Annotated in this window: 49 protein-coding genes and 1 pseudogene; 5 read left to right on the top strand and 45 right to left on the bottom strand. The window is 73.9% G+C overall.

Annotated elements, in window-relative coordinates; all coding sequences use genetic code 11:
- Positions 1 to 373: 373 nt before the first annotated feature.
- The gene (locus tag VG276_29010; GenBank protein HEV8653326.1) at positions 374 to 601 is read left to right on the top strand and encodes a hypothetical protein; all 228 of its coding nucleotides are present in this window, start codon (positions 374 to 376) and stop codon (positions 599 to 601) included.
- 123 nt (positions 602 to 724) lie between these two features.
- On the opposite strand, the gene VG276_29005 is transcribed toward VG276_29010, so the two are convergent.
- From VG276_29005 to VG276_28850, 32 genes and pseudogenes are all read right to left on the bottom strand, one after another.
- A complete protein-coding gene (locus tag VG276_29005; GenBank protein ID HEV8653325.1) occupies positions 725 to 934 on the bottom strand; it encodes a hypothetical protein in 210 nt (69 codons plus the stop codon).
- A 126-nt stretch (positions 935 to 1,060) separates the two neighbouring features.
- The gene (locus tag VG276_29000; GenBank protein HEV8653324.1) at positions 1,061 to 1,315 is read right to left on the bottom strand and encodes an HNH endonuclease signature motif containing protein; all 255 of its coding nucleotides are present in this window, start codon (positions 1,313 to 1,315) and stop codon (positions 1,061 to 1,063) included.
- A gap of 8 nt (positions 1,316 to 1,323) precedes the next feature.
- Positions 1,324 to 1,626 carry a hypothetical protein gene (locus tag VG276_28995; protein ID HEV8653323.1) on the bottom strand — a complete coding sequence of 101 codons (303 nt, stop codon included), beginning with the start codon at positions 1,624 to 1,626 and terminating at the stop codon, positions 1,324 to 1,326.
- Between the two features lie 17 nt (positions 1,627 to 1,643).
- Positions 1,644 to 1,790 (bottom strand): hypothetical protein, encoded by a 147-nt coding sequence (locus tag VG276_28990; GenBank protein HEV8653322.1) that lies wholly within the window; start codon positions 1,788 to 1,790, stop codon positions 1,644 to 1,646.
- Between the two features lie 35 nt (positions 1,791 to 1,825).
- A complete protein-coding gene (locus tag VG276_28985; protein HEV8653321.1) occupies positions 1,826 to 2,374 on the bottom strand; it encodes a hypothetical protein in 549 nt (182 codons plus the stop codon).
- Positions 2,371 to 2,613 (bottom strand): hypothetical protein, encoded by a 243-nt coding sequence (locus VG276_28980; GenBank protein HEV8653320.1) that lies wholly within the window; start codon positions 2,611 to 2,613, stop codon positions 2,371 to 2,373. The genes VG276_28985 and VG276_28980 overlap by 4 nt, the downstream gene beginning before the upstream one ends.
- Positions 2,613 to 2,738, bottom strand: a complete 126-nt coding sequence (locus tag VG276_28975; protein ID HEV8653319.1) for a hypothetical protein — start codon at positions 2,736 to 2,738, stop codon at positions 2,613 to 2,615. The genes VG276_28980 and VG276_28975 overlap by 1 nt, the downstream gene beginning before the upstream one ends.
- Positions 2,739 to 2,829: 91 nt before the next feature.
- Complete coding sequence (locus VG276_28970; GenBank protein ID HEV8653318.1) at positions 2,830 to 3,024, bottom strand: hypothetical protein; 195 nt, start codon at positions 3,022 to 3,024, stop codon at positions 2,830 to 2,832.
- Positions 3,025 to 3,112: 88 nt separating this feature from the next.
- Complete coding sequence (locus VG276_28965) at positions 3,113 to 3,442, bottom strand: hypothetical protein (protein ID HEV8653317.1); 330 nt, start codon at positions 3,440 to 3,442, stop codon at positions 3,113 to 3,115.
- Positions 3,442 to 3,774 (bottom strand): acetyltransferase, encoded by a 333-nt coding sequence (locus VG276_28960; GenBank protein ID HEV8653316.1) that lies wholly within the window; start codon positions 3,772 to 3,774, stop codon positions 3,442 to 3,444. Before VG276_28960 ends, VG276_28965 begins: the two co-directional genes overlap by 1 nt.
- 10 nt (positions 3,775 to 3,784) lie before the next feature.
- On the bottom strand, positions 3,785 to 4,096 hold the full coding sequence (locus VG276_28955) for a hypothetical protein (GenBank protein HEV8653315.1): 312 nt from the start codon (positions 4,094 to 4,096) through the stop codon (positions 3,785 to 3,787).
- A gap of 2 nt (positions 4,097 to 4,098) precedes the next feature.
- Positions 4,099 to 4,392, bottom strand: coding sequence for a hypothetical protein (locus VG276_28950; GenBank protein HEV8653314.1), 294 nt, complete (start codon positions 4,390 to 4,392; stop codon positions 4,099 to 4,101).
- 195 nt (positions 4,393 to 4,587) lie between these two features.
- Positions 4,588 to 4,965 (bottom strand): annotated as a pseudogene (locus VG276_28945) (WhiB family transcriptional regulator).
- A 21-nt stretch (positions 4,966 to 4,986) separates the two neighbouring features.
- Positions 4,987 to 5,415 (bottom strand): hypothetical protein, encoded by a 429-nt coding sequence (locus tag VG276_28940; GenBank protein ID HEV8653313.1) that lies wholly within the window; start codon positions 5,413 to 5,415, stop codon positions 4,987 to 4,989.
- The gene (locus VG276_28935) at positions 5,412 to 5,639 is read right to left on the bottom strand and encodes a hypothetical protein (protein ID HEV8653312.1); all 228 of its coding nucleotides are present in this window, start codon (positions 5,637 to 5,639) and stop codon (positions 5,412 to 5,414) included. Before VG276_28935 ends, VG276_28940 begins: the two co-directional genes overlap by 4 nt.
- Positions 5,636 to 6,289, bottom strand: a complete 654-nt coding sequence (locus VG276_28930) for a DNA methyltransferase (GenBank protein ID HEV8653311.1) — start codon at positions 6,287 to 6,289, stop codon at positions 5,636 to 5,638. Before VG276_28930 ends, VG276_28935 begins: the two co-directional genes overlap by 4 nt.
- On the bottom strand, positions 6,286 to 7,782 hold the full coding sequence (locus VG276_28925) for a DNA cytosine methyltransferase (protein ID HEV8653310.1): 1,497 nt from the start codon (positions 7,780 to 7,782) through the stop codon (positions 6,286 to 6,288). The genes VG276_28930 and VG276_28925 overlap by 4 nt, the downstream gene beginning before the upstream one ends.
- On the bottom strand, positions 7,779 to 8,198 hold the full coding sequence (locus tag VG276_28920; protein HEV8653309.1) for a hypothetical protein: 420 nt from the start codon (positions 8,196 to 8,198) through the stop codon (positions 7,779 to 7,781). Before VG276_28920 ends, VG276_28925 begins: the two co-directional genes overlap by 4 nt.
- Before the next feature lie 106 nt (positions 8,199 to 8,304).
- Complete coding sequence (locus VG276_28915) at positions 8,305 to 8,844, bottom strand: hypothetical protein (protein ID HEV8653308.1); 540 nt, start codon at positions 8,842 to 8,844, stop codon at positions 8,305 to 8,307.
- Positions 8,841 to 9,143 (bottom strand): hypothetical protein, encoded by a 303-nt coding sequence (locus VG276_28910; GenBank protein ID HEV8653307.1) that lies wholly within the window; start codon positions 9,141 to 9,143, stop codon positions 8,841 to 8,843. The genes VG276_28915 and VG276_28910 overlap by 4 nt, the downstream gene beginning before the upstream one ends.
- Positions 9,140 to 9,664 carry a hypothetical protein gene (locus VG276_28905; GenBank protein ID HEV8653306.1) on the bottom strand — a complete coding sequence of 175 codons (525 nt, stop codon included), beginning with the start codon at positions 9,662 to 9,664 and terminating at the stop codon, positions 9,140 to 9,142. Before VG276_28905 ends, VG276_28910 begins: the two co-directional genes overlap by 4 nt.
- Positions 9,664 to 9,867, bottom strand: coding sequence for a BldC family transcriptional regulator (locus VG276_28900; GenBank protein ID HEV8653305.1), 204 nt, complete (start codon positions 9,865 to 9,867; stop codon positions 9,664 to 9,666). The genes VG276_28905 and VG276_28900 overlap by 1 nt, the downstream gene beginning before the upstream one ends.
- A 46-nt stretch (positions 9,868 to 9,913) precedes the next feature.
- Positions 9,914 to 10,813: a hypothetical protein gene (locus tag VG276_28895; protein HEV8653304.1), complete on the bottom strand. Its 900-nt coding sequence runs from the start codon at positions 10,811 to 10,813 to the stop codon at positions 9,914 to 9,916.
- A 6-nt stretch (positions 10,814 to 10,819) separates the two neighbouring features.
- On the bottom strand, positions 10,820 to 11,284 hold the full coding sequence (locus VG276_28890; GenBank protein HEV8653303.1) for a hypothetical protein: 465 nt from the start codon (positions 11,282 to 11,284) through the stop codon (positions 10,820 to 10,822).
- Between the two features lie 188 nt (positions 11,285 to 11,472).
- A complete protein-coding gene (locus VG276_28885; protein ID HEV8653302.1) occupies positions 11,473 to 11,952 on the bottom strand; it encodes a hypothetical protein in 480 nt (159 codons plus the stop codon).
- A gap of 28 nt (positions 11,953 to 11,980) precedes the next feature.
- On the bottom strand, positions 11,981 to 12,352 hold the full coding sequence (locus tag VG276_28880) for a hypothetical protein (protein HEV8653301.1): 372 nt from the start codon (positions 12,350 to 12,352) through the stop codon (positions 11,981 to 11,983).
- Positions 12,349 to 13,137, bottom strand: coding sequence for a hypothetical protein (locus VG276_28875; GenBank protein HEV8653300.1), 789 nt, complete (start codon positions 13,135 to 13,137; stop codon positions 12,349 to 12,351). The genes VG276_28880 and VG276_28875 overlap by 4 nt, the downstream gene beginning before the upstream one ends.
- On the bottom strand, positions 13,134 to 13,376 hold the full coding sequence (locus VG276_28870; GenBank protein ID HEV8653299.1) for a hypothetical protein: 243 nt from the start codon (positions 13,374 to 13,376) through the stop codon (positions 13,134 to 13,136). The genes VG276_28875 and VG276_28870 overlap by 4 nt, the downstream gene beginning before the upstream one ends.
- Entirely contained in the window at positions 13,373 to 13,603 is a 231-nt protein-coding gene (locus VG276_28865; GenBank protein HEV8653298.1) for a hypothetical protein, read from the bottom strand. Before VG276_28865 ends, VG276_28870 begins: the two co-directional genes overlap by 4 nt.
- Positions 13,603 to 13,770: a hypothetical protein gene (locus VG276_28860; GenBank protein HEV8653297.1), complete on the bottom strand. Its 168-nt coding sequence runs from the start codon at positions 13,768 to 13,770 to the stop codon at positions 13,603 to 13,605. Before VG276_28860 ends, VG276_28865 begins: the two co-directional genes overlap by 1 nt.
- Complete coding sequence (locus tag VG276_28855) at positions 13,770 to 13,946, bottom strand: hypothetical protein (GenBank protein HEV8653296.1); 177 nt, start codon at positions 13,944 to 13,946, stop codon at positions 13,770 to 13,772. Before VG276_28855 ends, VG276_28860 begins: the two co-directional genes overlap by 1 nt.
- A 126-nt stretch (positions 13,947 to 14,072) precedes the next feature.
- Entirely contained in the window at positions 14,073 to 14,318 is a 246-nt protein-coding gene (locus VG276_28850) for a helix-turn-helix transcriptional regulator (protein ID HEV8653295.1), read from the bottom strand.
- Positions 14,319 to 14,491: 173 nt separating this feature from the next.
- Here VG276_28850 and VG276_28845 point away from each other — a divergent pair, with 173 nt between their 5' ends.
- Complete coding sequence (locus tag VG276_28845; protein ID HEV8653294.1) at positions 14,492 to 15,448, top strand: hypothetical protein; 957 nt, start codon at positions 14,492 to 14,494, stop codon at positions 15,446 to 15,448.
- Between the two features lie 402 nt (positions 15,449 to 15,850).
- Positions 15,851 to 16,861: a tyrosine-type recombinase/integrase gene (locus VG276_28840; GenBank protein ID HEV8653293.1), complete on the top strand. Its 1,011-nt coding sequence runs from the start codon at positions 15,851 to 15,853 to the stop codon at positions 16,859 to 16,861.
- Here VG276_28840 and VG276_28835 read toward each other — a convergent pair.
- Positions 16,858 to 17,322: a hypothetical protein gene (locus VG276_28835; GenBank protein ID HEV8653292.1), complete on the bottom strand. Its 465-nt coding sequence runs from the start codon at positions 17,320 to 17,322 to the stop codon at positions 16,858 to 16,860. The genes VG276_28840 and VG276_28835 overlap by 4 nt on opposite strands.
- Before the next feature lie 506 nt (positions 17,323 to 17,828).
- On the opposite strand from VG276_28835, the gene VG276_28830 reads away from it, so the two are divergent.
- Positions 17,829 to 18,197, top strand: a complete 369-nt coding sequence (locus tag VG276_28830) for a hypothetical protein (protein HEV8653291.1) — start codon at positions 17,829 to 17,831, stop codon at positions 18,195 to 18,197.
- Positions 18,197 to 18,817, top strand: coding sequence for a hypothetical protein (locus tag VG276_28825; GenBank protein ID HEV8653290.1), 621 nt, complete (start codon positions 18,197 to 18,199; stop codon positions 18,815 to 18,817). The genes VG276_28830 and VG276_28825 overlap by 1 nt, the downstream gene beginning before the upstream one ends.
- 9 nt (positions 18,818 to 18,826) lie before the next feature.
- Here the strand turns inward: VG276_28825 and VG276_28820 are convergent, their stop codons facing one another.
- From VG276_28820 to VG276_28765, 12 genes are all read right to left on the bottom strand, one after another.
- Complete coding sequence (locus VG276_28820) at positions 18,827 to 19,024, bottom strand: hypothetical protein (protein HEV8653289.1); 198 nt, start codon at positions 19,022 to 19,024, stop codon at positions 18,827 to 18,829.
- A 5-nt stretch (positions 19,025 to 19,029) separates the two neighbouring features.
- Complete coding sequence (locus VG276_28815) at positions 19,030 to 19,161, bottom strand: hypothetical protein (GenBank protein HEV8653288.1); 132 nt, start codon at positions 19,159 to 19,161, stop codon at positions 19,030 to 19,032.
- A 2-nt stretch (positions 19,162 to 19,163) separates the two neighbouring features.
- Positions 19,164 to 19,490 (bottom strand): hypothetical protein, encoded by a 327-nt coding sequence (locus tag VG276_28810; protein ID HEV8653287.1) that lies wholly within the window; start codon positions 19,488 to 19,490, stop codon positions 19,164 to 19,166.
- Positions 19,490 to 19,819: a hypothetical protein gene (locus VG276_28805; protein HEV8653286.1), complete on the bottom strand. Its 330-nt coding sequence runs from the start codon at positions 19,817 to 19,819 to the stop codon at positions 19,490 to 19,492. The genes VG276_28810 and VG276_28805 overlap by 1 nt, the downstream gene beginning before the upstream one ends.
- A 27-nt stretch (positions 19,820 to 19,846) precedes the next feature.
- A complete protein-coding gene (locus VG276_28800; protein ID HEV8653285.1) occupies positions 19,847 to 20,797 on the bottom strand; it encodes a GH25 family lysozyme in 951 nt (316 codons plus the stop codon).
- Positions 20,794 to 21,282: a hypothetical protein gene (locus VG276_28795; protein HEV8653284.1), complete on the bottom strand. Its 489-nt coding sequence runs from the start codon at positions 21,280 to 21,282 to the stop codon at positions 20,794 to 20,796. Before VG276_28795 ends, VG276_28800 begins: the two co-directional genes overlap by 4 nt.
- Complete coding sequence (locus tag VG276_28790; protein ID HEV8653283.1) at positions 21,279 to 21,560, bottom strand: hypothetical protein; 282 nt, start codon at positions 21,558 to 21,560, stop codon at positions 21,279 to 21,281. The genes VG276_28795 and VG276_28790 overlap by 4 nt, the downstream gene beginning before the upstream one ends.
- Entirely contained in the window at positions 21,553 to 21,966 is a 414-nt protein-coding gene (locus VG276_28785) for a hypothetical protein (GenBank protein HEV8653282.1), read from the bottom strand. Before VG276_28785 ends, VG276_28790 begins: the two co-directional genes overlap by 8 nt.
- Positions 21,967 to 22,151: 185 nt before the next feature.
- Positions 22,152 to 22,340, bottom strand: a complete 189-nt coding sequence (locus VG276_28780) for a hypothetical protein (protein HEV8653281.1) — start codon at positions 22,338 to 22,340, stop codon at positions 22,152 to 22,154.
- Between the two features lie 10 nt (positions 22,341 to 22,350).
- Entirely contained in the window at positions 22,351 to 22,569 is a 219-nt protein-coding gene (locus VG276_28775; GenBank protein ID HEV8653280.1) for a hypothetical protein, read from the bottom strand.
- Positions 22,569 to 22,775, bottom strand: coding sequence for a hypothetical protein (locus tag VG276_28770; GenBank protein ID HEV8653279.1), 207 nt, complete (start codon positions 22,773 to 22,775; stop codon positions 22,569 to 22,571). Before VG276_28770 ends, VG276_28775 begins: the two co-directional genes overlap by 1 nt.
- A complete protein-coding gene (locus VG276_28765; protein HEV8653278.1) occupies positions 22,772 to 22,975 on the bottom strand; it encodes a hypothetical protein in 204 nt (67 codons plus the stop codon). The genes VG276_28770 and VG276_28765 overlap by 4 nt, the downstream gene beginning before the upstream one ends.
- Positions 22,976 to 22,980: the final 5 nt, after the last annotated feature.

The following is a 22,980-nucleotide window of genomic DNA, read 5'->3' as shown; positions in this document are numbered from 1 at the left end:
GTGGCGACGCAGGACCATCGCCGAGGCCGGCTTTGTTCCCACGGACAATCGGGGGACCGACGGGGCAGCGGGTATGTCCGGATTGGGACCGACGACACTCAGCGATCCAGCAGGATGGTGCGACTCGGACAGACCGCCGGACCGGCAAGCCTCTGACCTGCGGGTTTGCAGCGGCGCGGGGGAGGGAAAAACAGCCCCTTCGAGCCCTGTCCGTCCCCCCAAGCCGAGGTAACTTTCGCGAGCCGTCGTTGTCCGTGCGAACAAGCGACGTCGCCTCGTCGTGGCCACGCTCCGCGTTCACCGCTGGTGGCCGCCCCAGGTGGGGTAGCCTCTGTCGGCTCGTGCTCGGACCCCGTGAGGAGGAGGGACCACCATGTTCGAGGCGACCCGCCAGGCCATGGCCGCCCGCCGTCACGACCGGCCTCGGCGCCGGTCCCGCATCGGCGTGTGGGTGGTCCTGCTCTACAACGTCCTGTTCGCCTGGTGGCTGGTGGCGGCCAGCGTGCGGAACATAGCCCTGTCGGCGCTGGTCCTGGTGCTGTGGGTGGTGTTCGATGTGGTCGCCGTGCTGGTGTACCTGCTCATCCGGGCCAGGCGGTGAGGGCCGGATGGACGATCGTGAGGTTCGGCTTGTCGCTGCAGCGCAGGCATTCGTTGCCGTGACCCGGCGCGGCATCCTGGAGCACAACGCCTACTGGACCGACCTGCGGGACGCGGTCGCCGCCTACCCACTGGCCGTCGTGGCCGGGCCGCCAGCGCAGGGCTGAGGCGTCAGCGTCTTCGGCACGACGTGCTTGGCGGCCCGGTCGTTCCAGGTCAGCTTGTACAGCGTGTCGGTGACCTGGTGGTCGCCGTCGTGGCCGAGGTCGAGCATGCACCAGACGCGCGGCTGCATCCGCTCAAACCGCGCCGTGCACCGAGGAGCGTCGTTCATGATCACCAGCCTGGCTTACGTCAGCGCCAACCGTTGACGACGCCGATGATCACGAGGCCACCCACGATCAGGCCCAGGACCAGCAGCGTTCCGGGGTCACGCCACCATGGTGTCCGCTTCACAGATTCACCATCCTCCCCACGGCAGCGGCGCCGGGTCGTGCTTGGTGGGGTCGCCGACCTTGAGGTTGCACGGCTGGCACGCGGCGACGAGGAAGCGGGGGTCGTCGCCCATCGCCTTGCCCTTGACGTGGTGGGCGGTGGTGGCCCGGGTGGTGCACACATCGAGCTTGAGCTGGCAGCGGTAGCCGTCGCGTTCGAGGACCTGGCGGCGGACGCGGCGCCAGGCTCGGGTCGAGCCGCCCTTCCAGCCCCGGCTCACCGGCAGGGTCAGCGGCCGGGCCTGCCGTTGCCGATGAGGCGGGCCAGGTCCGCCGGGGCGACCTGCGTCTCGACGATCTGCGGCTTGGCCTGGATGGGTTCGCCCCTGCGCCACACGGCGATGGCGCGGCCCTGGACGGTCACCGCGCCCTCGCCCTGGGCGTCGGACTGGACGCGGACCCAGCGCAGCTCGCCGTCGCGGGCGTCCAGGTCGATGACGGTGCCGGGGCAGACGCGGCCGTTGACGAGGACCAGGGTGCACCGGTCGCCGGGGGCGAGGAAGGGGAAGAGAGCTTGCGGCTGGGCGTTCATCGGTCTCCTCTCAGCGCTCACCAGGGCACCCGGTGGCCGCCGACTAGGAGCCACACGAGCCCGGCGACGGCGAGCAGGACGATGAGGCTGATCAGGCCACCTCGGATCGCGCTGGGTTCGTCGTTGCCGCCGGGTGGTGGGCTGATCGGGCCGGGGGCGCTCATGCCGGGAGGATACAGCCTGTCGGCACCAGCGGTGGTCAGGCGGGGGTGGACACGAGGTAGCGGCGCACCTCATCGGCCGGGACACCACCGAGCAGGCGCCGCTCGGGCGTGACCGCGATCGACCAGGAGCGGCACCAGACCGCCCACCACTCGTGCGCCGGCTCGCCGCCAGCGGAGCCTCGGGTGTGCGGGACCCAGCCGGCGCAGTCGCAGCCGGGCTCCGGGCAGGAGCGCCCGCGGACGCCTTCGGAGACGTGCTGCCGGTCGGCGTAGCGCGGCATGCGGCCAGCGACCATCGGGCACGCCCTGGTGGCGTAGGAGGCGCACCACGGGTGCAGGGGCGGCTCGTCGAAGTAGCCGGCGAGCTGGTTGGGGCCGCCGAGCATGACGACCGGGCTGCCGAGCGCCTCGCCGCAGGACTGGCAGATCCCCTGCGTCCAGCACCGGACCCAGCGCGAGTGGTGGACCGAGCGGAAGTCGGCGCCGCCGTCGGCCAGGGCGACGTTGACCCAGGGGATCACGAGGCCGCCCGTGGTGGGGCGGTGGGCGAGGCCCATCGGGATGGGCGGGACGCGCTCGCTCACCCGGCCCTCCTGGCGGGCGTGGCGGGCCGGCTGCTTCCCGTCAAGGCTTCACGCTCTCCGGTCCGGCCCGCCAGCGGGACCGTACCACTGTTCGCCCCGGCTGGTGCCCACACGGCGTCGCGGATCTCGGCGGCGAGCTGGCGGCTCTCCGCCTCGGTGATGCGGCCGGCGGCGCGGTCTTCGAGGCGCTGGCGGGTGGCGTGGGCGTACCAGGGCGCGGTCGGGTCGGCGAGGCTCATCAGGCCACCTCGGGGATGCCGGCGAGGTGGGGGTCGCAGGCGGCGCAGTACCACCAGATCCCCGAGGCCCGCTTCACCTTCGTCATGGTGTGGCGGCACCACTTGCAGCAGCCGGTGAGGCTCATGGCCGCATCGCCGCCGCGAAGTAGACGGCCGGGGCGACCAGCAGCGCGACGACCAGCACGGCGAGGACCACCGCGATCCAGCCGGCCCGGCTCACCGCGGCACCCGGCGGGCGAGCTGGGCGCGGTGGTGGGCGCACAGGCCGAGCGGGTCGTCGGCGGGGACCTCGGCGCGGCATGCCCAGGTGTGGGCCTCTTCGGCCGGGTGGCTGCGGGTGGGGTCCTCGAACGGCGGGGCGTCGTCGCGACGCGCCCAGCAGGCCGTGAGGCTGACCAGGATCGTGGCCATCAGCGCCGGTCCGCCGAGTCCAGCAGCAGCGCGATCCCGAGCGCGACCACGACGATCACGATGCAGCCGACCCAGATCCAGCCGCCGGTCACGAGGCCTCCCGGACCGCGTAGACGTCGTGGTCGGCCTGGCAGCGCTCGCAGCGCGTCCGGCCGACGACGGCCAGGCGGTCGAGCCGCCACCGCAGCACCGTGGCCTGGTCGAGCTGCTCGCGCAGGCGCTCGAAGTCCCGGCGGGCCGAGAAGTCCAGCGGGGCATGCGGATCGGCCGGCGGCCACACGATCCCGCCGGTCAGCGGGCCACTCGGCAGGTGCTCGCGCACCGCTGCCTGCGGGTCGAAGTCGAGCGGGCAGATGCAGTCGGCAGCCAGCATGCGGCAGCCGGTGCAGACGCCTCGGGCGTCGATACGGGCGGCCATCAGTCGAACTCCGGCCCCACGAGCAGCGCCTGCTGGTCGTCGTCGTCGTCCGGGTCGTCGTGGTCGGGGGCGGGCAGCTCCCAGCGCTTCACCGGGGCGGGGTCGGCGCCCTTGGCGACCCACCGGGCCAGCTCCTCCGAGCACGGCGACACGGAGTAGATCGCGCCGCCGCCGAAGTAGCGGGTCCGCAGCTCGCCGGTGCCATCGGGCACGTCGAGGCGGAGCATCGACTGGCCGAAGTGGGTCTCCTCCGTCGCGTACCCGCCCAGGCGAATCTTGCCCATGAGATCGACGATCGCCCAGCTTGCGAAGGGGTTCTCTGCCTCTGGCATGGCGACGCTCCTAGTCGAGGCTGAGGTAGGTGACGGGGAACACGCCGCGACCTGGGCCGGGCGCCTGGTGGTAGATGCGCATGTCGGCCCACTCGGACCCGTCGTCGTGGTGGGGCACGAACCGCCACCACTCGCGGTAGACCCGCTCGCTGCCGATCCGGCCGGCGAGCGCGGTGTCGTCGGCGTCCTCGACGCAGAATTCCTGGGCGGCCTCCCGGAAGGTGCGCGGCTCATGGTGGCCGCGGGACAGCAGCAGCTCGCCGTCCTCGCCCCACCGCTCGACCTTGAGCGGGTACGCGCGGCGCTTGGTGGCGGTGGCCATGGCTACGACGCCTCCCTCTGGATCGTTGCGGGCCGCCAGTTCGGGCAGGCCGTCTCCGACCAGTCGGCCGGCTGCCAGCCGAACGGGCCGCCGTAGTGGTCGCCGGACAGCTGCACGACCTCGCCCGAGTCGAGGCGGGCGCGGTAGTAGTAGGCGACCACCTCGGGGTGCTTGGGCGAGCGGGACTCGCAGACCTCGATGACGTGGCCGCGGCGGACGGCGCGGTGGTGCTGCTCGGGGTCGTGGCAGCTGAACTCGTGGACCGCGATCGGGTCGCCGGCCTGGTGGACGGGCATGGCGGGATCATATCCGGGGGTGCGCACAGGCTGTCACACGGCTTTGCGAGCCTGGGCGGCTTGCCACCGCGACGCGATCTCGGCCAGCACGGGGACGGGCAGCCACCTGGCCCACTCGGAGGCGAGCACCGCCGCCTCGTCGGTGCGGGTCAGCTCGGGGACGGCCGGGGCGGGCATCCCGGGCCGCCAGCCCGACCGGCGCAGCGCGCGCCGTTCGCGGCGTTGCAGGCCGCCCCAGATCCCGCCGCCGATCCGGTCGGTGGTCGGCTCGTCGTTCGCCTCGGCGTAGTCGAGGCACTCCTGCCGGACCGGGCAGTAGAGCTTGCAGACCTGCGCGGCGACCAGGGCGCGGGGGTCGCCGGCGCCTTCGGGCCACCACAGGTCGGCGGGGTAGGAGGTGCCGGCGTGGCCGGCCGCGCAGGTGCCCCGCCCGGCCCAGGACTGCGCGGTCGATGGCGCCAGGCGGCGCAGCGACCGCGGGGAGACGGCGAGGGGGCGGGGCCGGTCGGGGACGGGCTCCAGGCGGCGGGTGCCGCGCGGCGGGCGGTCGTCGAGGTCGTGGCGGCGGGGCATGGCGGGGCTCCTCAGTGGGTCTCAGGCTCCGACGATCGGGCCGGCGTCCTCGTCCTCATCAGCAAGGACGGCCCGGAGGCGGCTGGCCAGCTCACGCAGGGCCGGGTCGCCATCGGCCTTCGGGCCGATGGCCTGTTCGCACTCACGAAGCAGGCCCTCGTAGAACTCCCGGTCCTGCCGCTCGCGGTGCCAGTCCTCGGTAATGAACGGGGCGCGCTCGTGGCTCTCACGGATCATCTGGACGACCTCGGCCAGCGTCTCGACCGGCTGGTCGTGGTGGAGGTAGGGCAGCAGCGGGTCAAGGACGGCCAACAGGTCGTCGATGTCCTGGGCGGCGTGATCGTGGAATTCGCCGTCGGGGTCGATGCCCAAGCCGGTCGAGTAGGGCGCGACACCAGCGGCCCACATGCGGGCGGCGTCGCGGCGGGCCTTGATCGCGTTGATGTTCATCTCGTCCTCCTGGTGGCGTCGGGTCGTCGTGGCTCGCGGCCGTCGGAGCTCGGCGGCCACGCCGCCGGTCCGTGGCCGGGCGCCTCGTGCGGGTGCGCCGCCTCGAAACCCTCGGTGAGCCGCCTGACCGTCTCGGGCTGGCCGGCGACGTACAGCACCACCCCGCACGGGCCGCACGTCAGCCGCACCGGGCCGACCACCGCAGGGGCGGGCTGGGCGGTCATACAGCGAGCACTTCCTGGGCGAGCCGGCGGGCAGCCTGCTCGCACCAGCGCTCTTCCAGCTCGATGCCGACGGCGGGGCGGCCGAGGTCCTTTGCGGCCCGCAGGGTAGGGCCGCTACCGCACCACGGGTCGATGACCGCGCCGGGTGGGCACTTGAGCAGTAGCGCGCGCATCAGGTCGACGGGCTTCTCGTGCGGGTGGACGCGACCGTTGCGGGCAAGGCTCTGCACGGGGGCGAAGCGGAGGACGTTGGAGTCGCGGCGACCGTGGAAGCCCCGGCCGAGGACGTAGATTTCCTGGTCGGATGGCTTCCAAGGCAGGTCAAGCGCGCCCATGCCGTTGGCGCCCTTGGTGTCCCAGACCAGCCGCATCCGGGTGCTGGCCGGGCGGGGGATCTTCCAAGAGCCGAAGACCAGCGCCGGCCGGCTGCCCCACCATTCGAGGGCGGCGTCCCGGATCAGGGTGGATTCATCGCCAAGGATCGACCGTGGCAGCGTCCCGTACTGGCCAGAGCGGTAGCCGATCCCGTAGGGCGGGTCACCGGCCAGCACGGCGAATGCGGCCGGGTCGAGCTCGGGCAGGACCCTGCGGCAGTCACCGACATAGAGGCGGACCGTGCCGTCATCGTAGTAGGGCTCGAGCGCGGTCACGCCGGCACCTGCCCGGCCTCGGGCGCGGGCACGACCTGGCCGAGCACCGCCAGCGCGAGCTGCGGCGGGATGGCGTTGCCGACCTGGGTGAACTGGGCCGTCTTGGTGCCCTGGACGGACAGGTCGGGCGGGAAGCCCTGCAGCACGAGCGCCTCCGGCACGGTGATCCGCACCGCGTCGGCCTCGAACTGGCCCTCGCCGTGCTCGCGCTGCTTGTGGCCGGGGCGACCTACTCGCGGGTCGCCCTGGACGGTGGTGGCGGGGCGGTGGTCAGCCCACTGCACCCGGGCCGAGTTGTGGCCGAAGGCGAGCGTTGGTGCAGGCTCACCGAGGGGCCGCTGTGTCGCCTTCGGCTGGTTGCCACTGCGCAGCCGCCACTCCTGCGGCGTGGGGCGGTGGCCGCCCTCCGGCGCGACGCGCCAGCGTTGCGGCTGGTGGACGGTCGGGGCGGGCTGGTCGATGGGCCGCTCGTACGGCTCGAGGTCGGCCACGTCGCGGGAGTGCTTCATCCCATTGATGCCGGTGCGGACCGTCCAGTTACGCGCCTTGCTGGTCACCGCATGCGCGGGCCGGGCGTGCGGGTCGAGCAGGTGGCTGCCGTTCTTCGGGTGGTCGCGCGGCTGCCCGTAGGTGGTCCGCACCAGCCAGCGGTCGGCGTTGGCGACCACGGCCAGTGCAGGCCGTTCGGTGCCGACCAGGTGCGGCACCCGCCCGGCGGCCACCTCGCTGGTCTGCTCGGTCTCGACCGCGCCTGCCCAGCCCAAGGCCTCGGCCATCGACACCCAGCGCTCGAGCGTGCCGAACAGCGTGGGCTGCGGGTCGCGGGCGTGGGAGGGCGCCGGCGCGGTCGAGACGCCCACCCGCGAGGCGATGAGGATGGCCCGTTCGCGGGTCTGCGGGACGCCGTAGTCGGCCGAGTTGAGGACGCCGGCCCAGGCGCTGTAGCTGAGGCGGCGCAGCTCGGCGGCGTAGACCCGCCACAGGCCGAGGACGGCGGGGACCTGCTCCATGCAGACCCACTCGGGCCGGGTGGCCGCGACCCACCGGGCGGGCTGGACGACCAGGGCGGCGTTGCGGACGGCGGCCCAGGCGCGGCGGGACCGCTCGGCGCGGGGCAGCTTCCAGTCGGGCCAGCCGGCGGCCTGGAGCGCCCGCGCCATCTCGCGGCGGCGGCGGGCGAGGGTGCGCCGGCCGCGCAGCGCGTCAACGATCGCCGAGGCCAGGACCTGCTCGACGTGGCGGCCGGCGCCGGACCCGGCGGCGGAGAACTGCTGGCACGGCGGCGACGCGACCACGCCCCACACCCGGCCAGCGAGGTGGCCGACCGGGAGGCGGGCGACGTCGGCGCGGACGGTCCGCAGGCCGGCGGCGGCGCGGGTCGCGCACGCCCACGGGTCGAGCTCGAAGCCGATCGGGTCGATGTCGAGGGCGCGGGCGGCCCACTCCCACCCGGACGGGCCACCGGCGAACAGGTCCACGACGGTGCGGGTCATCGCCCGCCTTCGGGTCGTTCCGGCGGGGCGGCGGGCCCCAGCTCTGCCGCCCCACCGGACGTGGAACCCGCCTCGGCCGCGGGGGAAGTCGCGGCCGAGGCGGGGGCGCGGACCGGCGGCGCGAGGGGCGGACCGTCGGCCCGGTCATGCATCGTGCGGTCGACCCACGGCCGACCGTGTTCCATCGCCTTCTCGACCTCGGGGCGGCGCTGGTCGAACGCGGCGATGACGCAGCCCTGCCCGCCGATCAGCTCGCGGCGCAGCCAGCGCATCGCCATCTGATAGCCCTGGGCTTGGGCCAAGGGACGGTTGGCCTCCTGCCAGGCGTGGTGCTCTTCCATGCGGGCCAAGACGCGCTCGACCGCAGCGCGCGCCCAGTCCACGGCGGCCTGGTCGGGGACGTAGCGCTCGCTCACCACCAGCGCACCTCGCCGTCGAAGATGAGTTGTAGGAGCGCGAGCAGCAGGCAAGCCACAGTGATGAGGGCCGCCAGCTCGGCCAATGCCCGCAGGCGCTGGCGGCTCACGACCCACCCGCCTCTCCGGCGGCCTCGCCGTCCCGCCGGGACCAGCCACGGACCTCAGCGGCAAGCCAGCAGTCGTCAAGGTGGAACCCGCCGGCCGGCTCCTGCCGGATCAGCCCGCAGACCGGGCAGCTTGCCCAGTCGACAGCGGGTGCGCCCGTCTGTGGTGCGCCGTTGCCGGCCCATTCCAGCTTGGCCAGCAGGCCACGGAGCCGGTCGACCTCGGCCGCCGGGTCGGGGCCGGCGGGACGGCGCTGCGTGGTGGCGCGGTCGTAGCTGTCGAGGGCGTCCTTGAGCAGCGCCCAGGCCGGAGCGCCGTACGAGCTGTCCAGCTCCTCAGCGCGGATGAAGGCACGAGCCGCATTCACGAACCGGCGCAGCGTCCGGACCTCCGCGACGATCGCGGCAGCGTCCTCGGTCGGGACCTCGAACTGCGCGCCCGCGTAGCCCGCGTCGACGTAGTCGGCCAGGGCGCCCAGCGGGTCAGGGTCGAGCGCGCGGGCGAGCACGCCCCGCTCGGCCTGCGGGTCGCGGGTCACGACTGGTGTCCTTGGTCGCACGGGTCGGTCCGCCGCAGGGTCGCCAGCGTCGCGGCGTAGACCTGCTCGACCATCGGCCCGGACCCCTCGCCGAGGTGGGCGATGCGGTGCTCCACCACCGCCTTGAGCGCGGCCAGGTGGCCCAGCGCGTGCTCGGCGAAGTTGCCGCCGCACGCCTCCGGCTCGCCCGGCAGGCACCGGGGCGTCCCGTAGCCGAGCAGGTCCAGCGCCTGCCGGGTCGCCTCCGCCAGCGGCTTCCAGGCCGCGTAGTCGTCGGCCGGGTGCGGGTCGCGGCTCACTGCTGCCACCTCGGGTCGGGGTCGGCCGAGTCGTTGACGGGCGGGTCGGTGGGGGCGTGGTAGTGGACGGTGCCCTCCTCGACGTACGCGAAGCCCGCCGGCAGGTCCGCACACAGCCCATGGCCACCGATGAGGGCACCGTCAACGAGGTGCGAGTGGTCGTCAGTGGATTCGTGGTCAGGGTCATGGTCGGGCCCGGGGGCGGGTGCCGGGCCGGCGGGGCGGGGAGGCACCCCGCCGGCCTCGACGGGCTCGGTGATGACGGGGGCAGCGAGCGGTGCGGCGAGCTGCCACGCCGCCAGCGCCCGCTCGGCCCGGTCGGCCGCCAACAGCAGCGCCTTGCCGAGTCGGCGCAAACCGGCCGGCTGGCCCTGCACGGTGACCCCGCCGCGACCGAGCGGCACGTCGACAACGGCCCACAGCCGGTCGTCTTGGACCCAGGGGCGCGCGCGCTCGTCGACCCTGGTGTCGTCCGAGAGCAGCAGGGACCCGAGGAAGTACGCGGGCTCGGTGGCGGCCATCACTCGCCCGCCTCGACCTCGGCCGACAGCCGCTCGACCAGCTCGCGGATCTCTGCCTCCAGGTAGCGGCGGTGGCCGCCAAGCGTGCGCAGGTGGGGCAGCTTGCCCTCGTGCGCCCAGCGGGAGACCGTCTTCGGCGTGACATGCATCAGCGCCGCGACCTCGGCGGCACGGAGGTACGTCGGTTTGGCGTCCTTCGACATGGCGGGGCTCCCTTGGAGGGTACGGGTCGTTTCGACAGCTTGTACGCTACCCATCAGCGGCCACGTTGTCAACGCCTGCGGGGACGGGAGTTCGGCGGGCGATCCCGGCGGCCTCGAGCAGGGGCGGCGCGCCCGTGCCGCCAGTCGGTGAGTAGCACCAGCACGCCGGGTCGTGGCGGCCGTCGTGGCCCACGTGCGACCGCGGCGGCGTCACGTGCCCTGGTTGGCCGTTGCGCTGGCCGCCACGACGGCGGGCGTCCACGAACGACGGCAGCAGCGAGGCGTCCCGGTCCTCGGCCGCCCACGCCCGCGCGGCCGCATCGACCTCGGCGGCGGTCGCGCCGGCCGCGTAGCACCGCTCGAACGCCTTGGTGAGCTTGCCGATCGTCGTGTCGTCCGGCCGGTAGGCGGGGTTGCCGGTCCGCTCGCGGACGTGGTCGATCAGGGCCGCGAGGCTGGTCTGCGGGTTGCCGCTCGTGCCGTTCGAACTCGACGCCGGCGCCTTGGCGCCGGCTCCGTTAGGAGCCGAACTCTCTCTCTGCTCTATAGGCTCCCCAGATTTCGGAACGGCGTCCTTCCCAGATTTGGGGAGGGACCCCTCATCATCAGTGGGGAGGGACCCCTTATCAGATTTGGGGAGGGGCCGGCGACCGTCGATCCAGTAGGCCGACTCCTCCTGGCGGCGAGTCTTGGGGTCGAAGCAGTGCTCGACGTACAGCGCACCGATGCGTTCGAGTTCCTCTCGGTAGCGGTCGAGCTTGCTGGTCGACCAGCCGAGCCGCTTGGCCAGCTCCTTGCGCGGCGGGACGATCCGGTCGCCGCGCTGGCCGTAGCGGGTCAACGCGGCGTAGAGCCGGCACGCCGCGTCCGAGGCGCCCGTGTCCCAGAGCAGCTCGTCTGGCACCCGGCCGAAGTTGCGGCCGTAGACGCGGACGGGGCTGGTCACCCCGAATCAGCCAGCCTTCGGAAATTGGTAGGTGCGGCCATCGATATCTCGCAGCCACCATTCGTGAGAACCGGGCCAGCCGAGCAGGAAGGCGGACGGACCATCCTCCTGCCACTCCCAGAACACCAGCACGAGGATCGCGTCGGGACAAGATGACCAGATGGTCTCCATGCGGTGAATCGTCCCTGCGAGCAGGTGCGCCTCTCCTTCTCCACCCGCAAAGCTGATCGGTTTCACTTCGATGTACTGCGTTGGCTTCCCTGTCGCCGTGAGGCGGAAATCCGGAAGGTACTGGGCGCGCTCATCGGCGAAGCACTCGGGTTCATAGGCCCAGGCGTAGCCTTTCGCTCGCCATGGTGAGGCCGGACCATCAAGCCAGCGCGCGAAGTCGGCCTCGAGCCGCGAGCGCATGCGGATGCCCCGGTAGGTAGTGGGGCGCGCCGGCAGCAGCCGGTGCGGGGAAGTTGGCACGGCAGCCTCCATGCTTCCCGGAGGTCCGCGTCGCCTGGTAGGATGCGCCCAAGCGCACCGAGACGGACGCAGCCTCCGTCTTGGATCGGGACCCGGCGGGACGTCACTCCTTAGCCGGGTCCTCGCGTCACCGGCGGCAGTCTACGACGGTTCCCACAGCCTGTCACGCCTGCCCCGCCAGGTGGTGCTCACGGACGCTTCGGTTCGAGCTCGAGCAGGCTCGCCGGCGCCGACCCGGCCAGCACCTCTTCGAGCCGGGGCGCGACCGCCTGGCCGAAGGTGATGCCGCCTGGCAGGACGAGCTGGGCGAGGAATTCGGCCTCGAAGGTGGAGATGCCGGCTTCGACGGCTTCCAGCTTGGCCTTGACGACCAGGGCGAGGGCGCGCCACCGCTGCCGGGACGCCTGCTCCCACCGCTTCGTCGCCTCGCCCTCGGCGCGCTCGTAGCGGAAGCCGCCGCGCAGGTAGGTGGTGAACTCCTTGGCGTCGCGGTCGGGCAGCGGCACGACGATGCGGACCCGCCGGCCGCCGGAGATGAACTCGACCATGCCGGCGTCGCGGCGGACGGCGTAGCCGAACTCCTCGGCGCCGAACCGCTCGACGGTGCGCTGGATCTCCGCGACGCTCGCGGCGACCGGCACGTCGGTCTTGCTCGCGTAGGTCGGCATGGCCCCCATCGTCCCCCTTCGGCGCCGCTCAGATGAACCGGCGTTCCCACGGGTGCGGCTCGCCGTCGGCGATGGCCTCGACGCGGTCGAAGCCGACGTGGCTTTCGAGCGCGACTAGCTCGTCGAAGGCCTTCTCCGCCGTCCAGCCCTGCCCGATGAGCGCGGCCAGGGCATCCTCGAAGACGAGCTGCTGGGCGGCGTCGAGCTGGCGACGGATCCGGTCGCGCTCCTGCTTCGCCGGGCCGTAGACCAGGTCGTGCTCGGCGCGGGTGTGCAGGACGTTACGGCGGCACAGCGGGCAGTTCCGCTCCTCCGGGACGGTGGGCCAGGCGAGGATGGTCGTGCCGGTGGCACCGGCCCGGTCACGGGTCTCCCAGTTGCCGCGTATCTCGGCGGTCATGCTGGCGCCTCCTGGCCGAGGAACGCCCGTCGGGTCTCGGCGAGGTACTCGCGCCACCTCGCGGCGTCGGTCGAGGCCCACAGCGTGCCGTCGGCGGTGGCGGCGGCGCGGAACTCCGGGCTGGCGGCGAGCAGCAACCGATGGCCATCGGCGCGGTCGCGCACGGCGGCGATGGCCTCCTCGGTGGGGATGCCGGCCTCCCGCTCGGCGATCTTGGCGGCGGTGCCGGGCGCGGGCCGTCGGCCGTTGCGGGTCGCGGTCGCCTCGGCCTGCGCCTCGCGGGTGACCGGGCCGGCAGCTGGCGGGGGCGGTGGCGGCCGGTCGGTCACCGAGGGCGTCACCGTGCGCCGTGGGCTGACCTGGCCGCGTGGCCGCTCGGGGGGCCGGTCATCACCGGGCAGCGGCGCAGAACCGGTCGACTCGGGCGGGTCGTAGGGCGTCACGAGGTACTTGAAGTCTTCGAAGTCGTTGGCGCCCTGGCCGCGGTAGACGGCGGTGAACAGCAGGCCGGGGGCGGGCTGCATGGCGGGCACGTCCTCGGCGGCGGTGTGCCAGCCGTGCCACATCACCAGCCGGCCGTCGACCAGGCGGCGGACGTACAGGGCCAGGTAGGGCTCGCCGCGGTGCTTCGACCCGTCGGGGCGGGGCGGGTGCAGGACCGCCTCGATCAGCCCCTGCAGGTGCATCCCCCGGCGCCAGCGGGCCTTGTCCTTCGGCGGCCAGTGCTCATCGATCTTCGGTGGCCAGTCGCCTGACAGCAGGGCGATGGCTTGCTCGGCCTTCATGCTCTGCACTCCGGATCGAGGTGCAGCCGATAGGTCAGCCAGTGGGTGTCCTTCCAGCTGCCGTCGGGCTGCAGCGTCTTGGCGCCGTAGTTATGCTCGTACCAGGGCGCGACGACGAACTGGCGGTAGCGCTCGCCGCGAAGGATCGGCCGGCCGCAGCGGTAGCCGTCGCACTGGTAGGTGCGCGCGGCAACCGGCGTGGTGGCGAACATCCCGCGGGGCTGGCCCTCGGCCTTCATGCGGCGTCCTTCGGGTCGTCGGTGCGGGTGGCCAGCCAGCCCCACAGGGCGAGGCCGGGGTCGCGGCCCTCGTCGAAGTAGCGTTCCTCGAGCGCCGCCTCGACGGCGAGCTCCATCGGGTCGGGGCCGACGTAGCCATTCGAGACCACGGGCGGGCAGGCGTCGAACGCGGCCCGGTCGGCGCCGGCCGGCAGGTGGGTGGTGGTGTCCCGCCACGGCGAGGCCATCAGAACTGCTCTTGCGCGTCGCGGTAATCCCGCACCGCGTTGTCGGCCCAGACGATGGCCTCATCGGGCGTGTCGCCGGCCTTCCGTCGGGTGGCGTAGACCTTGCGCCAGAAGCGGTCCTCGGCGTCGGTGAGTTCTCGGCCGTCGAGGGACCCGTGCGCGGCCACTACAGCACCTCCAGGAGGCGGTCGACGGCACGCTCGCGGGCGCGGCGGCCGGCCCGCGCCCGGGTGGCGGCCTGCCGGCTGGCGACATCGGCCTGGGCGCACGCCTGGCAGCCGTCGGCGGGGCCAGGGTGGCGGGCGAGCTGGTGGAACTCGGCGAGGGGGTCGGGGTCGCGCATGGTATGCTCCTGGCGGTTCGGGATCTGTCCTTGGCGGGGCGGACTTCGAATCGGGACGGCGGGCTCCTCGGCGGGTCCGCCGTTCTGCGTCCGTGCTGGTCAGCGGGCTTGCCTGACGGGCGTAGCCTACAGGCTGTCAGCCAGGGTGTCAACGCCTGCCGTGGCGGGGGTCAGCAGCGCGTCGCACTCGACGCCGAGGGCGGCGGCCAGGGCGACGCCGAGGTCGAACCGGGGCGTGGTGTCGTCCTCCCACTTCCGCCAGGTGGCCTCGGTGACGCCGGCCTCGGCGGCGGCGCGGGTCAGCGACCAGCCGCGCGCCAGGCGGAGCTGCTTGAGCCGCTGGTGGTCGAACCTGCGGGGCACAGTGCCCATCACGCCTCCCTCGGGTCGTGCGGGTGTCCGGCCCCACCGGCACCGTACGGGTGGTTGCACAGCTCGTCAACTTCCTGGCCGTCCGGCCGTGCGGACAGATAGACACACACTTGGCCGTACGAGTAGGCTTACTCGCGTACGCACCGGGACCAGGACACCAGTGGAGGCCTTGCATGCCTGCGGACCGGCAGGCTGAGCAGCCGCGCAGCCCCGCGCTGGCCGCCGCCCTCAACAACGCCGTGCGCACCGCCGAGCGGCGCCGCGGCCGGCCGGTCACCCCCTCGGAGCTGGCCGCCCGGATCGACCGCCACCTCGGCAGCGAGCACACCTACACCCCCTACCAGGCCAAGAAGGTCCTGCGCGGCTACGTGAAGTTCATCGCCGACGGGCAGCTCTACCCGGATGAGCACGGCCGGGTCCGCGACTCGATGGGCCGCTTCGTCGGCGACGACGACGACCGCGCCGCGCCGGGCTGGTCCCGCGACGGCCACGGCCAGCGGCTGCTCGCCGCGTGGGTCGCCGCGTTCCAGGACCTCGGCGTCGACCTCGACGCCGGCCGGCTGCTGGCCGCGGCCCGCCAGGTCTACGACGGGGAGGACGTGACCGTGAGGATCGCCACCACCTCCGACCGCTGGGCGGCCCGCACCGCCCGGCCCCGCGACCGCTCCCGCGAGTTCGCCGACATGCTCAACGACGCGCTGGACGAGTGGGGCTCCCGGCGCGGCCAGCCGGTGACCGTGGGCGAGCTCGCGACCGCGATCACCCGGCACCTGCGCGCCGCCAAGGACGACCCGACGTTCTCCTACCGGCACAAGCAGGTGCAGCGGCTCCTGGGCCTGGAGGGCGACGAGCACCTGCCCGCCACCCCCGACCACGAGATCGTCGACGCCTGCGTCGCGGTCGTCCCGACCCTGGACCGCGAGCAGGTCGCGGTGTGGTGGCTCGGCGGCCTCGCCGCCGGCCTGGACGCGCGACGGCTCCGCCGCGTCTTGGACTCGGGCGGCCAAGCTCCAAACGCCGCTTCTGACCAGGACAAAGGTCATAAGAGACACTACGACGTTTCCCCAGGTAGCGCCAACTACGCTGACGAGCTGGTCGAAGCCGCCACGACTGCCGCGCTCGCGTCGTAACGGACACCTGGGCGGCCGTGTCCCCGCTGCCCCGCCGAGAGAGCCCCGCCATGCCCGCCGCCCCTGCCTTCGCCGTCCTGCTGGGTTCCCCCTTGCCGGTTTGGTACCGAGGTACTAAACTGAACGAACCAGAGCAACCCGACAGACCCGCCACTCGTGCCCCCGCCCGGCGGTTACCCGGCGGCCATGGCCGCCGGGCGGGGCGCCCACCCGCTCCGCAGTCCTACCGAGGAAGACCCGGAACCCGTAACGATCCGGCACCCCGCGGCGCCTATGACAGGTGCGTGCACCGGGGGGCTGGCAGCAGCAGGGGGCGCCGCTGTGCCGCGATGCTCGACCTGGTCCCGGTCCCGTGCCCGCGCCTGGGTGGCAGGCGTGGTCCTGGGCGTCGCGGTGGCCGCCATGGCTAGCCAGCCCCCCACGCACGCCGGCGCCGACCCGTTCGACGCCGACACCGCAGTCGTGGCCTTCTCCGTGGCCTGGGAGCGCTACCGCGCCTACCTGGTCGCCGACCGCCACCGCACCGCCACCACCGCGACCGCCTATCGGCAGCCGCTGTGGTCGTTCGCCGGCCCGAACGGCTTCCTCGAGCGGCGGACGCGCCCCAAGCACTGGACGAAGGCGACCCGGGAGCTGTTCACCGACTTCCTCGCCGCGTCCCGCCCGAGGGCCCGCACCGGGTTCCTCGCGCCGAAGTCGGTCGAGCTGTACGTGACGGCCGGCAAGAGCTTCTACGGCTTCGCGACCTCCGAGGGCTGGGTCCGCCGCGACCCGCTGGCCCGGCTCACCGTGCCGAGCTGCGAGGCCGCGATCCCCCGCGCGATCCCGTGGGAGGCGTCCCGGTTCGGCCCCGGCCTTCGGACGCTGTTCGCCGCCTGCGACCTGCCCGGCACCGATCCCCGGCTGCGGCTGATGGTCCTGCTCGCCTACCGCGCCGGGCTGCGCTGCGCCGAGGTCGCGTCGCTGCGGGTCGAGCACGTCAACCTCGGCGGCGAGGTGCCGGTGCTGTACGTCACCGGCAAGGGTTCACGGGAGCGGTCGGTGCCGCTGCTGCCCTGGCTGGCCGACGAGCTCGCCGCCCACCTGGCGGCGCGGACGACCCGCGGCCCGGTCATCGAGAGCCTGACCCACCCGGGCGACCACCTGACCGCCAAGGCCGTCTCCAAGCTCCTCAACGGCAAGCTGCGCGACCTGGGGATCAAGAACGACGCCGGCGGCGACGCGACCGCGCACGGCCTGCGGCACACCTTCGCCCACGACATGGCCCGGCTCGGCCGTGGCCGCAACGAACGCGCCATCGGGATCGCGCTCGGCCACCGGCCCGGGTCGGCGGTGACCCGCCGCTACACGGTCGGCTACGACCTCGACGTGGTCACCGACGTGCTGGCGCTCCCCGACCGGAGGGCCGGCTAGTGGCCCTGGTCGTTGAGCATGTCGGCGAACTCGCGGGAGCGGTCGCGCGCGGCCAGCAGCCGCGGCGGCCACCGCGACGCATCGAGGCCGGCCGCGTTGAGCTTCGCGGCCAGCCAGGCGTCGAACTTCTTGATCGCGGCGCGGGAGTACAGGGCGGGCTGTCCGTTGCCGGTGAAGCTGACCACCGGCGGGCAGTGCCGGCGGCGGTGGACCACCATCCGCAGGGTCTGCGGCTGCCAGCCCCGCTCGCGGGCGATCGTGTGGGCGTCCACCAGCGCGTCCGGGGCGAGCTCCGGCGCATCCAGGCCGACGACCTCCCCGTCGGCGTCGAGGCGGTCGCGCGCGCGGGGCACCGGCCCATCGCCCCAGGCGTAGCGCCACACCCCGTCAGGGTCGCGCCAGTAGTTGCCGTTGCCGGCCTCCAGGCGCTCGCTGCGGTCGTGCTCGGCCATCGCGGTCATCGCCGCTCCCGTTGCGGTCCAACACCTTCGGTGGACCGTAGCGTAGCAGCCGGACGGCCGGCGGCAACCACGCCCGCGGCGGCTGCCGCCTGGGTGGATCGTCCAGCCTGTTGACACCTGCGGGACCTAGGCGTTACCGTCCCGTCCGGCTCGTGCCGTCCGGGGGATGCGATCCGGTCACCGTTCCCCCCCGTGATTGCACGCGCGCCCGAGGGCGGCACGAGCGCCCACGCAGACCGGCCCGGGGGACCGGAACGGGCCTCGCACACGGGGGGTGTGCACGGCATGGCCTGTCCTGGTCCGATGCTAATGTTGGCCCGTCGCCGGGAGTGGCCCGGAGACGCGAAACGCTCGTGGAGGGGACGTAAGACCTACCCGGCAGCAGCCGGATGGCGGACCCCGGTGAAGCGAGAAGCCGGCAGCCGCAAGGCGCAAGACCGGCACCGTCGGCTGGTAACGGCCGGCCGCCAGGCCACAGCGCGAGCGTGGTCATGGTGACGGGTCTGATGCAAGCAGTCGACCATGGCCGGCATGAGGCGACCGCCCACCGCCGACGCCGCTTCATCCTCGCCGAGTGGGACACGATCCTCGGCATCGTCGCGACGGTCGCGATCGTCGTGGTGTGCGTCGGGGTGGTGCTGGTCCGCGGCGACCGCCCCGCAGCCGCCGCTGAGCCGCTCAGCTCGTGCCGCCGGTCCGAGGCCGCCGCCTGGGCGCTGATCAGCGGCGGCGTGCAGTACAAGGACGTCCACGGCAGCATCGACAACCGCGTCTTGTCCGACCCGCAGCTGCGCCGGCTCTACGACGCGGCGCAGCGCGAGCACCTGGCCTGCCGCGATGAGGTGGCGCGGCAGGCCACGGGGCCGGGCGGCTGATGTCCCTGCGCACCCTCGCCCGCTACCTCCGCGGCGACGCCCTCGACGCGCTCGCGGAGGAGCTGCGCATCGACCGCGCCACCATCGTGCGGGTCCTGCGCGCGGGCCTTGCCGCCAACGATGCCCTGCCCACCCCGCCGGCCGGGCCGAGCCTCTACGCCCGGCTCGGCCACGCCGGCGGGATCGCCCGGATCACCGACGGCGACCCGCGCGGCATCGACGGGCTGTACGCGCGGATCGCCGGTGCTGCCTGGCGGTCCCCCGACATGCTGCTGCTCGGCCACTTCCGGCAGCTCGGCCCGCGCGGCGGCCACGATGAGGGCGAGTGGTGGCGGTGGCTGGCCTGGCACCTGCGCCGCGCCGTCGAGGACCTCGCCCGCGCCGACGACCCCTCCCGGCTCGGCCAGCTCGCGCCGGGGACCTGGCCGCCGGGCATGACCGGCGAGGCGTTCGACCGCCTCGGTGACCACCTGGCCGCCACCCTGCACGACCTCGGCTACCCCCGCGAGGTCCGCGCCGACCTGCTTGGCCGCCTCGCCGACCTGCGCGGCCAGGTCGTCGCGGTCGAGGACCCTGAGACCGCCTCAGACGAGGGCGGAAAACCGGAACCGCCCACCTGACGGTGCTGGTCACCATCCCCACATGGCCAGCCGCAGCCGGCGCCACCACGGCAGCTCGGCGGTGTAGACCTCGAACAGCAGCGCGGCCAGCTCGGCTTCGCCGGCCTCGGGGGTGAGCAGGGCCGCCGCCTCGAGGACGGCGCGCACATCAAGGGCCGCCTCGGACAGCCCCTCGTCGCGGGCCTGGGCCTCGGCGTGGGCACTCATGCCGCTCACCCGCCGGCCAGCCAACGGCGCAGCCGGTCGCGCGCACCGCCCACGACGCCGGTCAGCCACCACCAGGCCAGCGCCAGCGGCCACACGATCCGCAGGCAGCCGCGCTCGACCGGGTCCAGCTCGCCCACGGCTACGCTGGCCGTCCCGGCGCGCGGGCGATCCGGCCGGTGCGGGCCTTCGGGCTGGTTGCGGCAGTGAGCGCGTCGACCGCCGGTTTCGTCCAGGCGCTGTAGCTCGACTGCGCCGCGGCGACGATCACCGCCAGCGACGCCGCGACGCACTCCCAGGTGACCACCGGGCAGACCGCGAGCACGGCGATGCCGCCGGCGACCAGGGCGAGGACGACGCGGACCAGCAGGTTCCACCGCTCGGCACCGGGCCGCTGCGCCAGCGCGGCGACGAACGGCATCACCCCGCCGAGGACGGCGGACACGGCGAGCAGCTTGGTGAGGTCCATCACGACTCCTTGGGGGCCTCGACGGCGTTGACGGTCACGGTGACCTGATCGGGCGCCCAGCCCGGGCGGGGCTGGTGGCCGGGGTTGGCGTGGCCGGACAGGTTGACGGTGACCTCTTCGACGACGCCGAGGCCGCTGAGGAGTTGCCCGGCCGCGCTGGTTGCTGCCTGGACCTGCTCGGCGACCTCCTGGGCGGTCTCGGGCGCGTCGAACTGGCCGGCGTAGCTCGGCCCCTTGGCGCGCAGCTCGGCGAGCGCGGCGCCAGCGGCCTGCTCGATCGCGGTGATGGTGGCGGGGCGGACGGTGCCGACGTGCAGGGACCAGGACATGTCAGGCTCCTTTCGTGGTTCGCGTGGTCAGGCGGGTGGGATGGGACGCGCCTCGCCGGTGATGGCCAGGTTGGGGAACCCGGCGACTTCGAGCTTCCCGGCGACGAGCGCGGCGAGGGTCTCCAGGTCGATCGGCTGGGCGGCCTTGGCTTCGAGCGCGGCGAGCCGGTCGGCGACCAGGCCGAGCCGCTCGTTGATGGCTGCCTGCCCGGCGGCCTGGGCGGCGTTGCCCTTGTCGACCGCGGCGCGAATCGCGGTGCCGGTGTAGGGGTGGGTGGCGTCGGCGCCGAGGCGCTTGACCAGCTCGTCGCCGATCTCGTCGACGGTCGGCATGTCGTCTCCTCCGAATAGGGCCGCGAACGCGGCGTCGGTGGCCCGGTTCCAGTCGCACAACCCGACCGAGGCCACGTTGTGGATGCAGCCGTCGGTGCCGTTGGTGCACTGCCACACGTCCGGCACCTCGGGCCAGCCCCTAGGCCGCCGGTACGGCGCCGCGTACGGCCCGTCGGTGCAGTAGCGGGCGATCCAGCCCAGGCAGCCGCCGGGGATGCGGCCGGGGTCGCCCAGCGCGTCGAAGACGAACGCGACGCCCGTGTAGAACAGCCCACGGCCGCCGAGCGCCGCGCGCACCCGGCCGATCCACCGTTCCGCCCAGGTCATGAGCGTGGCCGGGCCGAGGTTGCCGGCGTCTTCGAGGTCGAGCGCCCAGGCGTCGCCGGGCCCGAAGCCGGCCGCGCGGACGACTCGGAGGAAGTGGTCGGCCTGCGCGTCGACCGTCGCGCGGCCGGGCCGGGCGAAGTGGTAGGCGCCGCGGGGCAGGCGGGCGCGGCCGGCTGCCTGCCAGCGCCCGGTGAAGGTCGGGTCGGTGAACCCGTCGTCCTCGGTCGCCTTGAAGATCACGAAGTCTTCGGCGGCGGCGTACCGGGCGGCGTCGAAGGCCGGCTGGTGGTGGGAGATGTCGGCGCCGGTCTTGGTCATGGCACGTCCAGGCAGACGTCGATGGGCGGCAGGTGCACGCAGGTGCTGATGACGGGCGGCACCGTCGAGGGCGGCGATGGCGGGGGGCCGTGCGGCGGCGGCGGGGTCGTCGTGGTGGGCGGCGATGGGGCGCCGGGCACGTCCCCGCCAGGTGTGCCCGGCGCCGCCGGCCCGGCGCCGACCCGCCGGGTCGGCGCTGAAACGCCCTCAGAACGATTCCGGGGTGTGCCGACACCCGGCGGCGCCTCTGCGCCCGGCACGGGCTCGCTGAGCGCGCCGCGCGACGCCTTCTCGGGCGGAGGCCCGGCCGGCTCGGCCGCGTACGCGGGTGCCGGGTGGGCGGGCGCGCGGGGTGGCCGGTCGGGGAGCGGTGCCAGCGCGACGAACGCGGCCAGCAGCGCCACCGCCAACGCCAGGCCGACGATCAGGGTGTTGTAGGCGCGCCACGGCACCCGCCGCTGGCGCTGCTGGTGGGTGCCCGTCACGCCTCGACCTCGATGCCGTGCAGGATCAGCAGCCGGCGCAGCTTCGTCACGGTGTCCTCCAGCCGGCGGCGGGCGGTGCGTTCCTCGTCGAGTTCGCGGCGGAGCCGGCCGACCTGCTCTTCGAGCTGGTCGATCCCGGACTCGTAGTGGCCTTTGGCGCGCTCGTAGGCGCCGGCCTCGATCTGGTCGCGGTTGGCCCGGGTCGCCTGCCGGTAGGCCAGCAGCCCGGGAAGCGCCGCGACCAGGGCGGCGGCGAGGGGGACCAGCCAGTCACCCACCGTGGTGCCTCGGCTCGGGCCAGCCGGCGATCAGCAGCACGAACAGGCCGAACGTCGCCCACACCGTCCCGCTCACCCAGGCGCGGTAGGCGCTGTAGGCGACCCAGGCGGCGAAGATCCCCGACGACCAGACGGCCTTGATGGCGATCGCGGCGGCGAACGCCAGGCGGTCCGAGCGGGCCGGGACGTGCGCCAGGCAGACCAGCCCCACGGCGATCCACACCCAGCCCCAGAAGGCCAGCGGCCGGACCTGCAAGAGCACCCGGTACTGCGCCAGCGCGGCCGGGCTCGCGGCCAGGCTCGGGGACAGCAGCGACCAGCCGATCACCAGGTCGAGCAGGCCGAACCAGGCCAGCGCGGCACCGCGGCGGCCGACCCGCCGGGCCAGCCTGCGCAGTCGTCCCACGTGCCGCCTCCATCGTGTGCCAATCCTACCGCCCGATCGTGCTGACAGTCTGTCACGCTATGCTGCCGAGGTGGCCCCCCTGCGGTCCCGTCCGGCTCCGTCCAGGGCCGCCTACGCGAACGCCCCGCCGAGTTTCACGTTCCCGGCGGGGCGTCGTCGTGGGGTCTAGGGCCAGTGCTTCGAGGTCACGGGTCGGCGTAGGCGCGGGCGACGTCGCGCAGCAGCATCCCGTCCGGCGTCCACGCCGCAGCGTCGAGCCGGTCGGCCAGCCAGTGCAGCGCCGCGCGGGCGTCGGGGTCGCGGGCATCGAGGGTGACCAGCGGCCCGGAGGTGGCCGCGACCGGGCGGGCGGGCTGGGTGGCGGGGACGGTCACAGCGGTCTCCTCACGGACGACGCGCCACGGCTGCCCTGACCGCAGGGCGCGCGCCCCCGCGCACGCCTGGACCGTACGATCGTGCGTCCAGGTTGTCAACACCTACGCCCTCGTAGGCGCAGCGGTGCCGCGCCGGGTCGGCGAGGACGCGGTGGGCGAGCAGCAGCCCGTCCCGGTCGACCGGGACGGGCTGGCGGCAGGCCGGGCAGCAACGGAACACCAGGCGCATCAGCGGCGCTCCAGGTCCCGGCCCGGCCGGGTGAGCTCACCGTGCAGCGGCACGGTCGGCTCCAGCTCGGCCTCAGCCAGGAGGCGGCGGTGCGCCTCGTGCTGCTGGCGGCGGGCGTCGACGTGCAGGTAGGCGTCGAACGGGATCAGGTCGACCAGCCACATCAGGACGAGGGCGACGACCACGATCGCGCCGGCGCCGTTCACCGCAGGACGTGCGGGGCGAGCAGCCCCAGCGCGGCGGACAGCGCGATCAGCAGGCCGACGAGGCCGACGAGGACGGTGCGGACGGCCAGGTCGGTCGTCTGCCAGGCGAGGACCACGTGCTCGCCCAGCGACATCTCGCCGGGGTGGGTGGCGGGCTTGGCGGGGACCGCCGCGGCGGCGGCGTGGGTGGTGGTGGTCATGCGGG

It is taken from the genome of Actinomycetes bacterium (genome assembly GCA_036000965.1).
Classification (GTDB): Bacteria; Actinomycetota; CALGFH01; order CALGFH01; family CALGFH01; genus DASYUT01.
This window is presented reverse-complemented; position numbering and strand designations above follow the sequence as displayed.

Coding starts and splice junctions, on each gene's coding strand:
- VG276_29010 (HEV8653326.1), top strand. CDS start 374: ATGTTCGAGGCGACCCGCCAGGCCATGGCCGCCCGCCGTCACGACCGG.
- VG276_29005 (HEV8653325.1), bottom strand. CDS start 934: ATGAACGACGCTCCTCGGTGCACGGCGCGGTTTGAGCGGATGCAGCCG.
- VG276_28995 (HEV8653323.1), bottom strand. CDS start 1,626: ATGAACGCCCAGCCGCAAGCTCTCTTCCCCTTCCTCGCCCCCGGCGAC.
- VG276_28990 (HEV8653322.1), bottom strand. CDS start 1,790: ATGAGCGCCCCCGGCCCGATCAGCCCACCACCCGGCGGCAACGACGAA.
- VG276_28980 (HEV8653320.1), bottom strand. CDS start 2,613: ATGAGCCTCGCCGACCCGACCGCGCCCTGGTACGCCCACGCCACCCGC.
- VG276_28975 (HEV8653319.1), bottom strand. CDS start 2,738: ATGAGCCTCACCGGCTGCTGCAAGTGGTGCCGCCACACCATGACGAAG.
- VG276_28970 (HEV8653318.1), bottom strand. CDS start 3,024: ATGGCCACGATCCTGGTCAGCCTCACGGCCTGCTGGGCGCGTCGCGAC.
- VG276_28965 (HEV8653317.1), bottom strand. CDS start 3,442: ATGGCCGCCCGTATCGACGCCCGAGGCGTCTGCACCGGCTGCCGCATG.
- VG276_28960 (HEV8653316.1), bottom strand. CDS start 3,774: ATGCCAGAGGCAGAGAACCCCTTCGCAAGCTGGGCGATCGTCGATCTC.
- VG276_28955 (HEV8653315.1), bottom strand. CDS start 4,096: ATGGCCACCGCCACCAAGCGCCGCGCGTACCCGCTCAAGGTCGAGCGG.
- VG276_28950 (HEV8653314.1), bottom strand. CDS start 4,392: ATGCCCGTCCACCAGGCCGGCGACCCGATCGCGGTCCACGAGTTCAGC.
- VG276_28940 (HEV8653313.1), bottom strand. CDS start 5,415: ATGAACATCAACGCGATCAAGGCCCGCCGCGACGCCGCCCGCATGTGG.
- VG276_28935 (HEV8653312.1), bottom strand. CDS start 5,639: ATGACCGCCCAGCCCGCCCCTGCGGTGGTCGGCCCGGTGCGGCTGACG.
- VG276_28925 (HEV8653310.1), bottom strand. CDS start 7,782: ATGACCCGCACCGTCGTGGACCTGTTCGCCGGTGGCCCGTCCGGGTGG.
- VG276_28905 (HEV8653306.1), bottom strand. CDS start 9,664: ATGGCCGCCACCGAGCCCGCGTACTTCCTCGGGTCCCTGCTGCTCTCG.
- VG276_28900 (HEV8653305.1), bottom strand. CDS start 9,867: ATGTCGAAGGACGCCAAACCGACGTACCTCCGTGCCGCCGAGGTCGCG.
- VG276_28885 (HEV8653302.1), bottom strand. CDS start 11,952: ATGCCGACCTACGCGAGCAAGACCGACGTGCCGGTCGCCGCGAGCGTC.
- VG276_28880 (HEV8653301.1), bottom strand. CDS start 12,352: ATGACCGCCGAGATACGCGGCAACTGGGAGACCCGTGACCGGGCCGGT.
- VG276_28875 (HEV8653300.1), bottom strand. CDS start 13,137: ATGAAGGCCGAGCAAGCCATCGCCCTGCTGTCAGGCGACTGGCCACCG.
- VG276_28870 (HEV8653299.1), bottom strand. CDS start 13,376: ATGAAGGCCGAGGGCCAGCCCCGCGGGATGTTCGCCACCACGCCGGTT.
- VG276_28865 (HEV8653298.1), bottom strand. CDS start 13,603: ATGGCCTCGCCGTGGCGGGACACCACCACCCACCTGCCGGCCGGCGCC.
- VG276_28855 (HEV8653296.1), bottom strand. CDS start 13,946: ATGCGCGACCCCGACCCCCTCGCCGAGTTCCACCAGCTCGCCCGCCAC.
- VG276_28850 (HEV8653295.1), bottom strand. CDS start 14,318: ATGGGCACTGTGCCCCGCAGGTTCGACCACCAGCGGCTCAAGCAGCTC.
- VG276_28845 (HEV8653294.1), top strand. CDS start 14,492: ATGCCTGCGGACCGGCAGGCTGAGCAGCCGCGCAGCCCCGCGCTGGCC.
- VG276_28840 (HEV8653293.1), top strand. CDS start 15,851: ATGGCTAGCCAGCCCCCCACGCACGCCGGCGCCGACCCGTTCGACGCC.
- VG276_28835 (HEV8653292.1), bottom strand. CDS start 17,322: ATGACCGCGATGGCCGAGCACGACCGCAGCGAGCGCCTGGAGGCCGGC.
- VG276_28830 (HEV8653291.1), top strand. CDS start 17,829: ATGCAAGCAGTCGACCATGGCCGGCATGAGGCGACCGCCCACCGCCGA.
- VG276_28825 (HEV8653290.1), top strand. CDS start 18,197: ATGTCCCTGCGCACCCTCGCCCGCTACCTCCGCGGCGACGCCCTCGAC.
- VG276_28820 (HEV8653289.1), bottom strand. CDS start 19,024: ATGAGTGCCCACGCCGAGGCCCAGGCCCGCGACGAGGGGCTGTCCGAG.
- VG276_28810 (HEV8653287.1), bottom strand. CDS start 19,490: ATGGACCTCACCAAGCTGCTCGCCGTGTCCGCCGTCCTCGGCGGGGTG.
- VG276_28805 (HEV8653286.1), bottom strand. CDS start 19,819: ATGTCCTGGTCCCTGCACGTCGGCACCGTCCGCCCCGCCACCATCACC.
- VG276_28800 (HEV8653285.1), bottom strand. CDS start 20,797: ATGACCAAGACCGGCGCCGACATCTCCCACCACCAGCCGGCCTTCGAC.
- VG276_28775 (HEV8653280.1), bottom strand. CDS start 22,569: ATGCGCCTGGTGTTCCGTTGCTGCCCGGCCTGCCGCCAGCCCGTCCCG.
- VG276_28765 (HEV8653278.1), bottom strand. CDS start 22,975: ATGACCACCACCACCCACGCCGCCGCCGCGGCGGTCCCCGCCAAGCCC.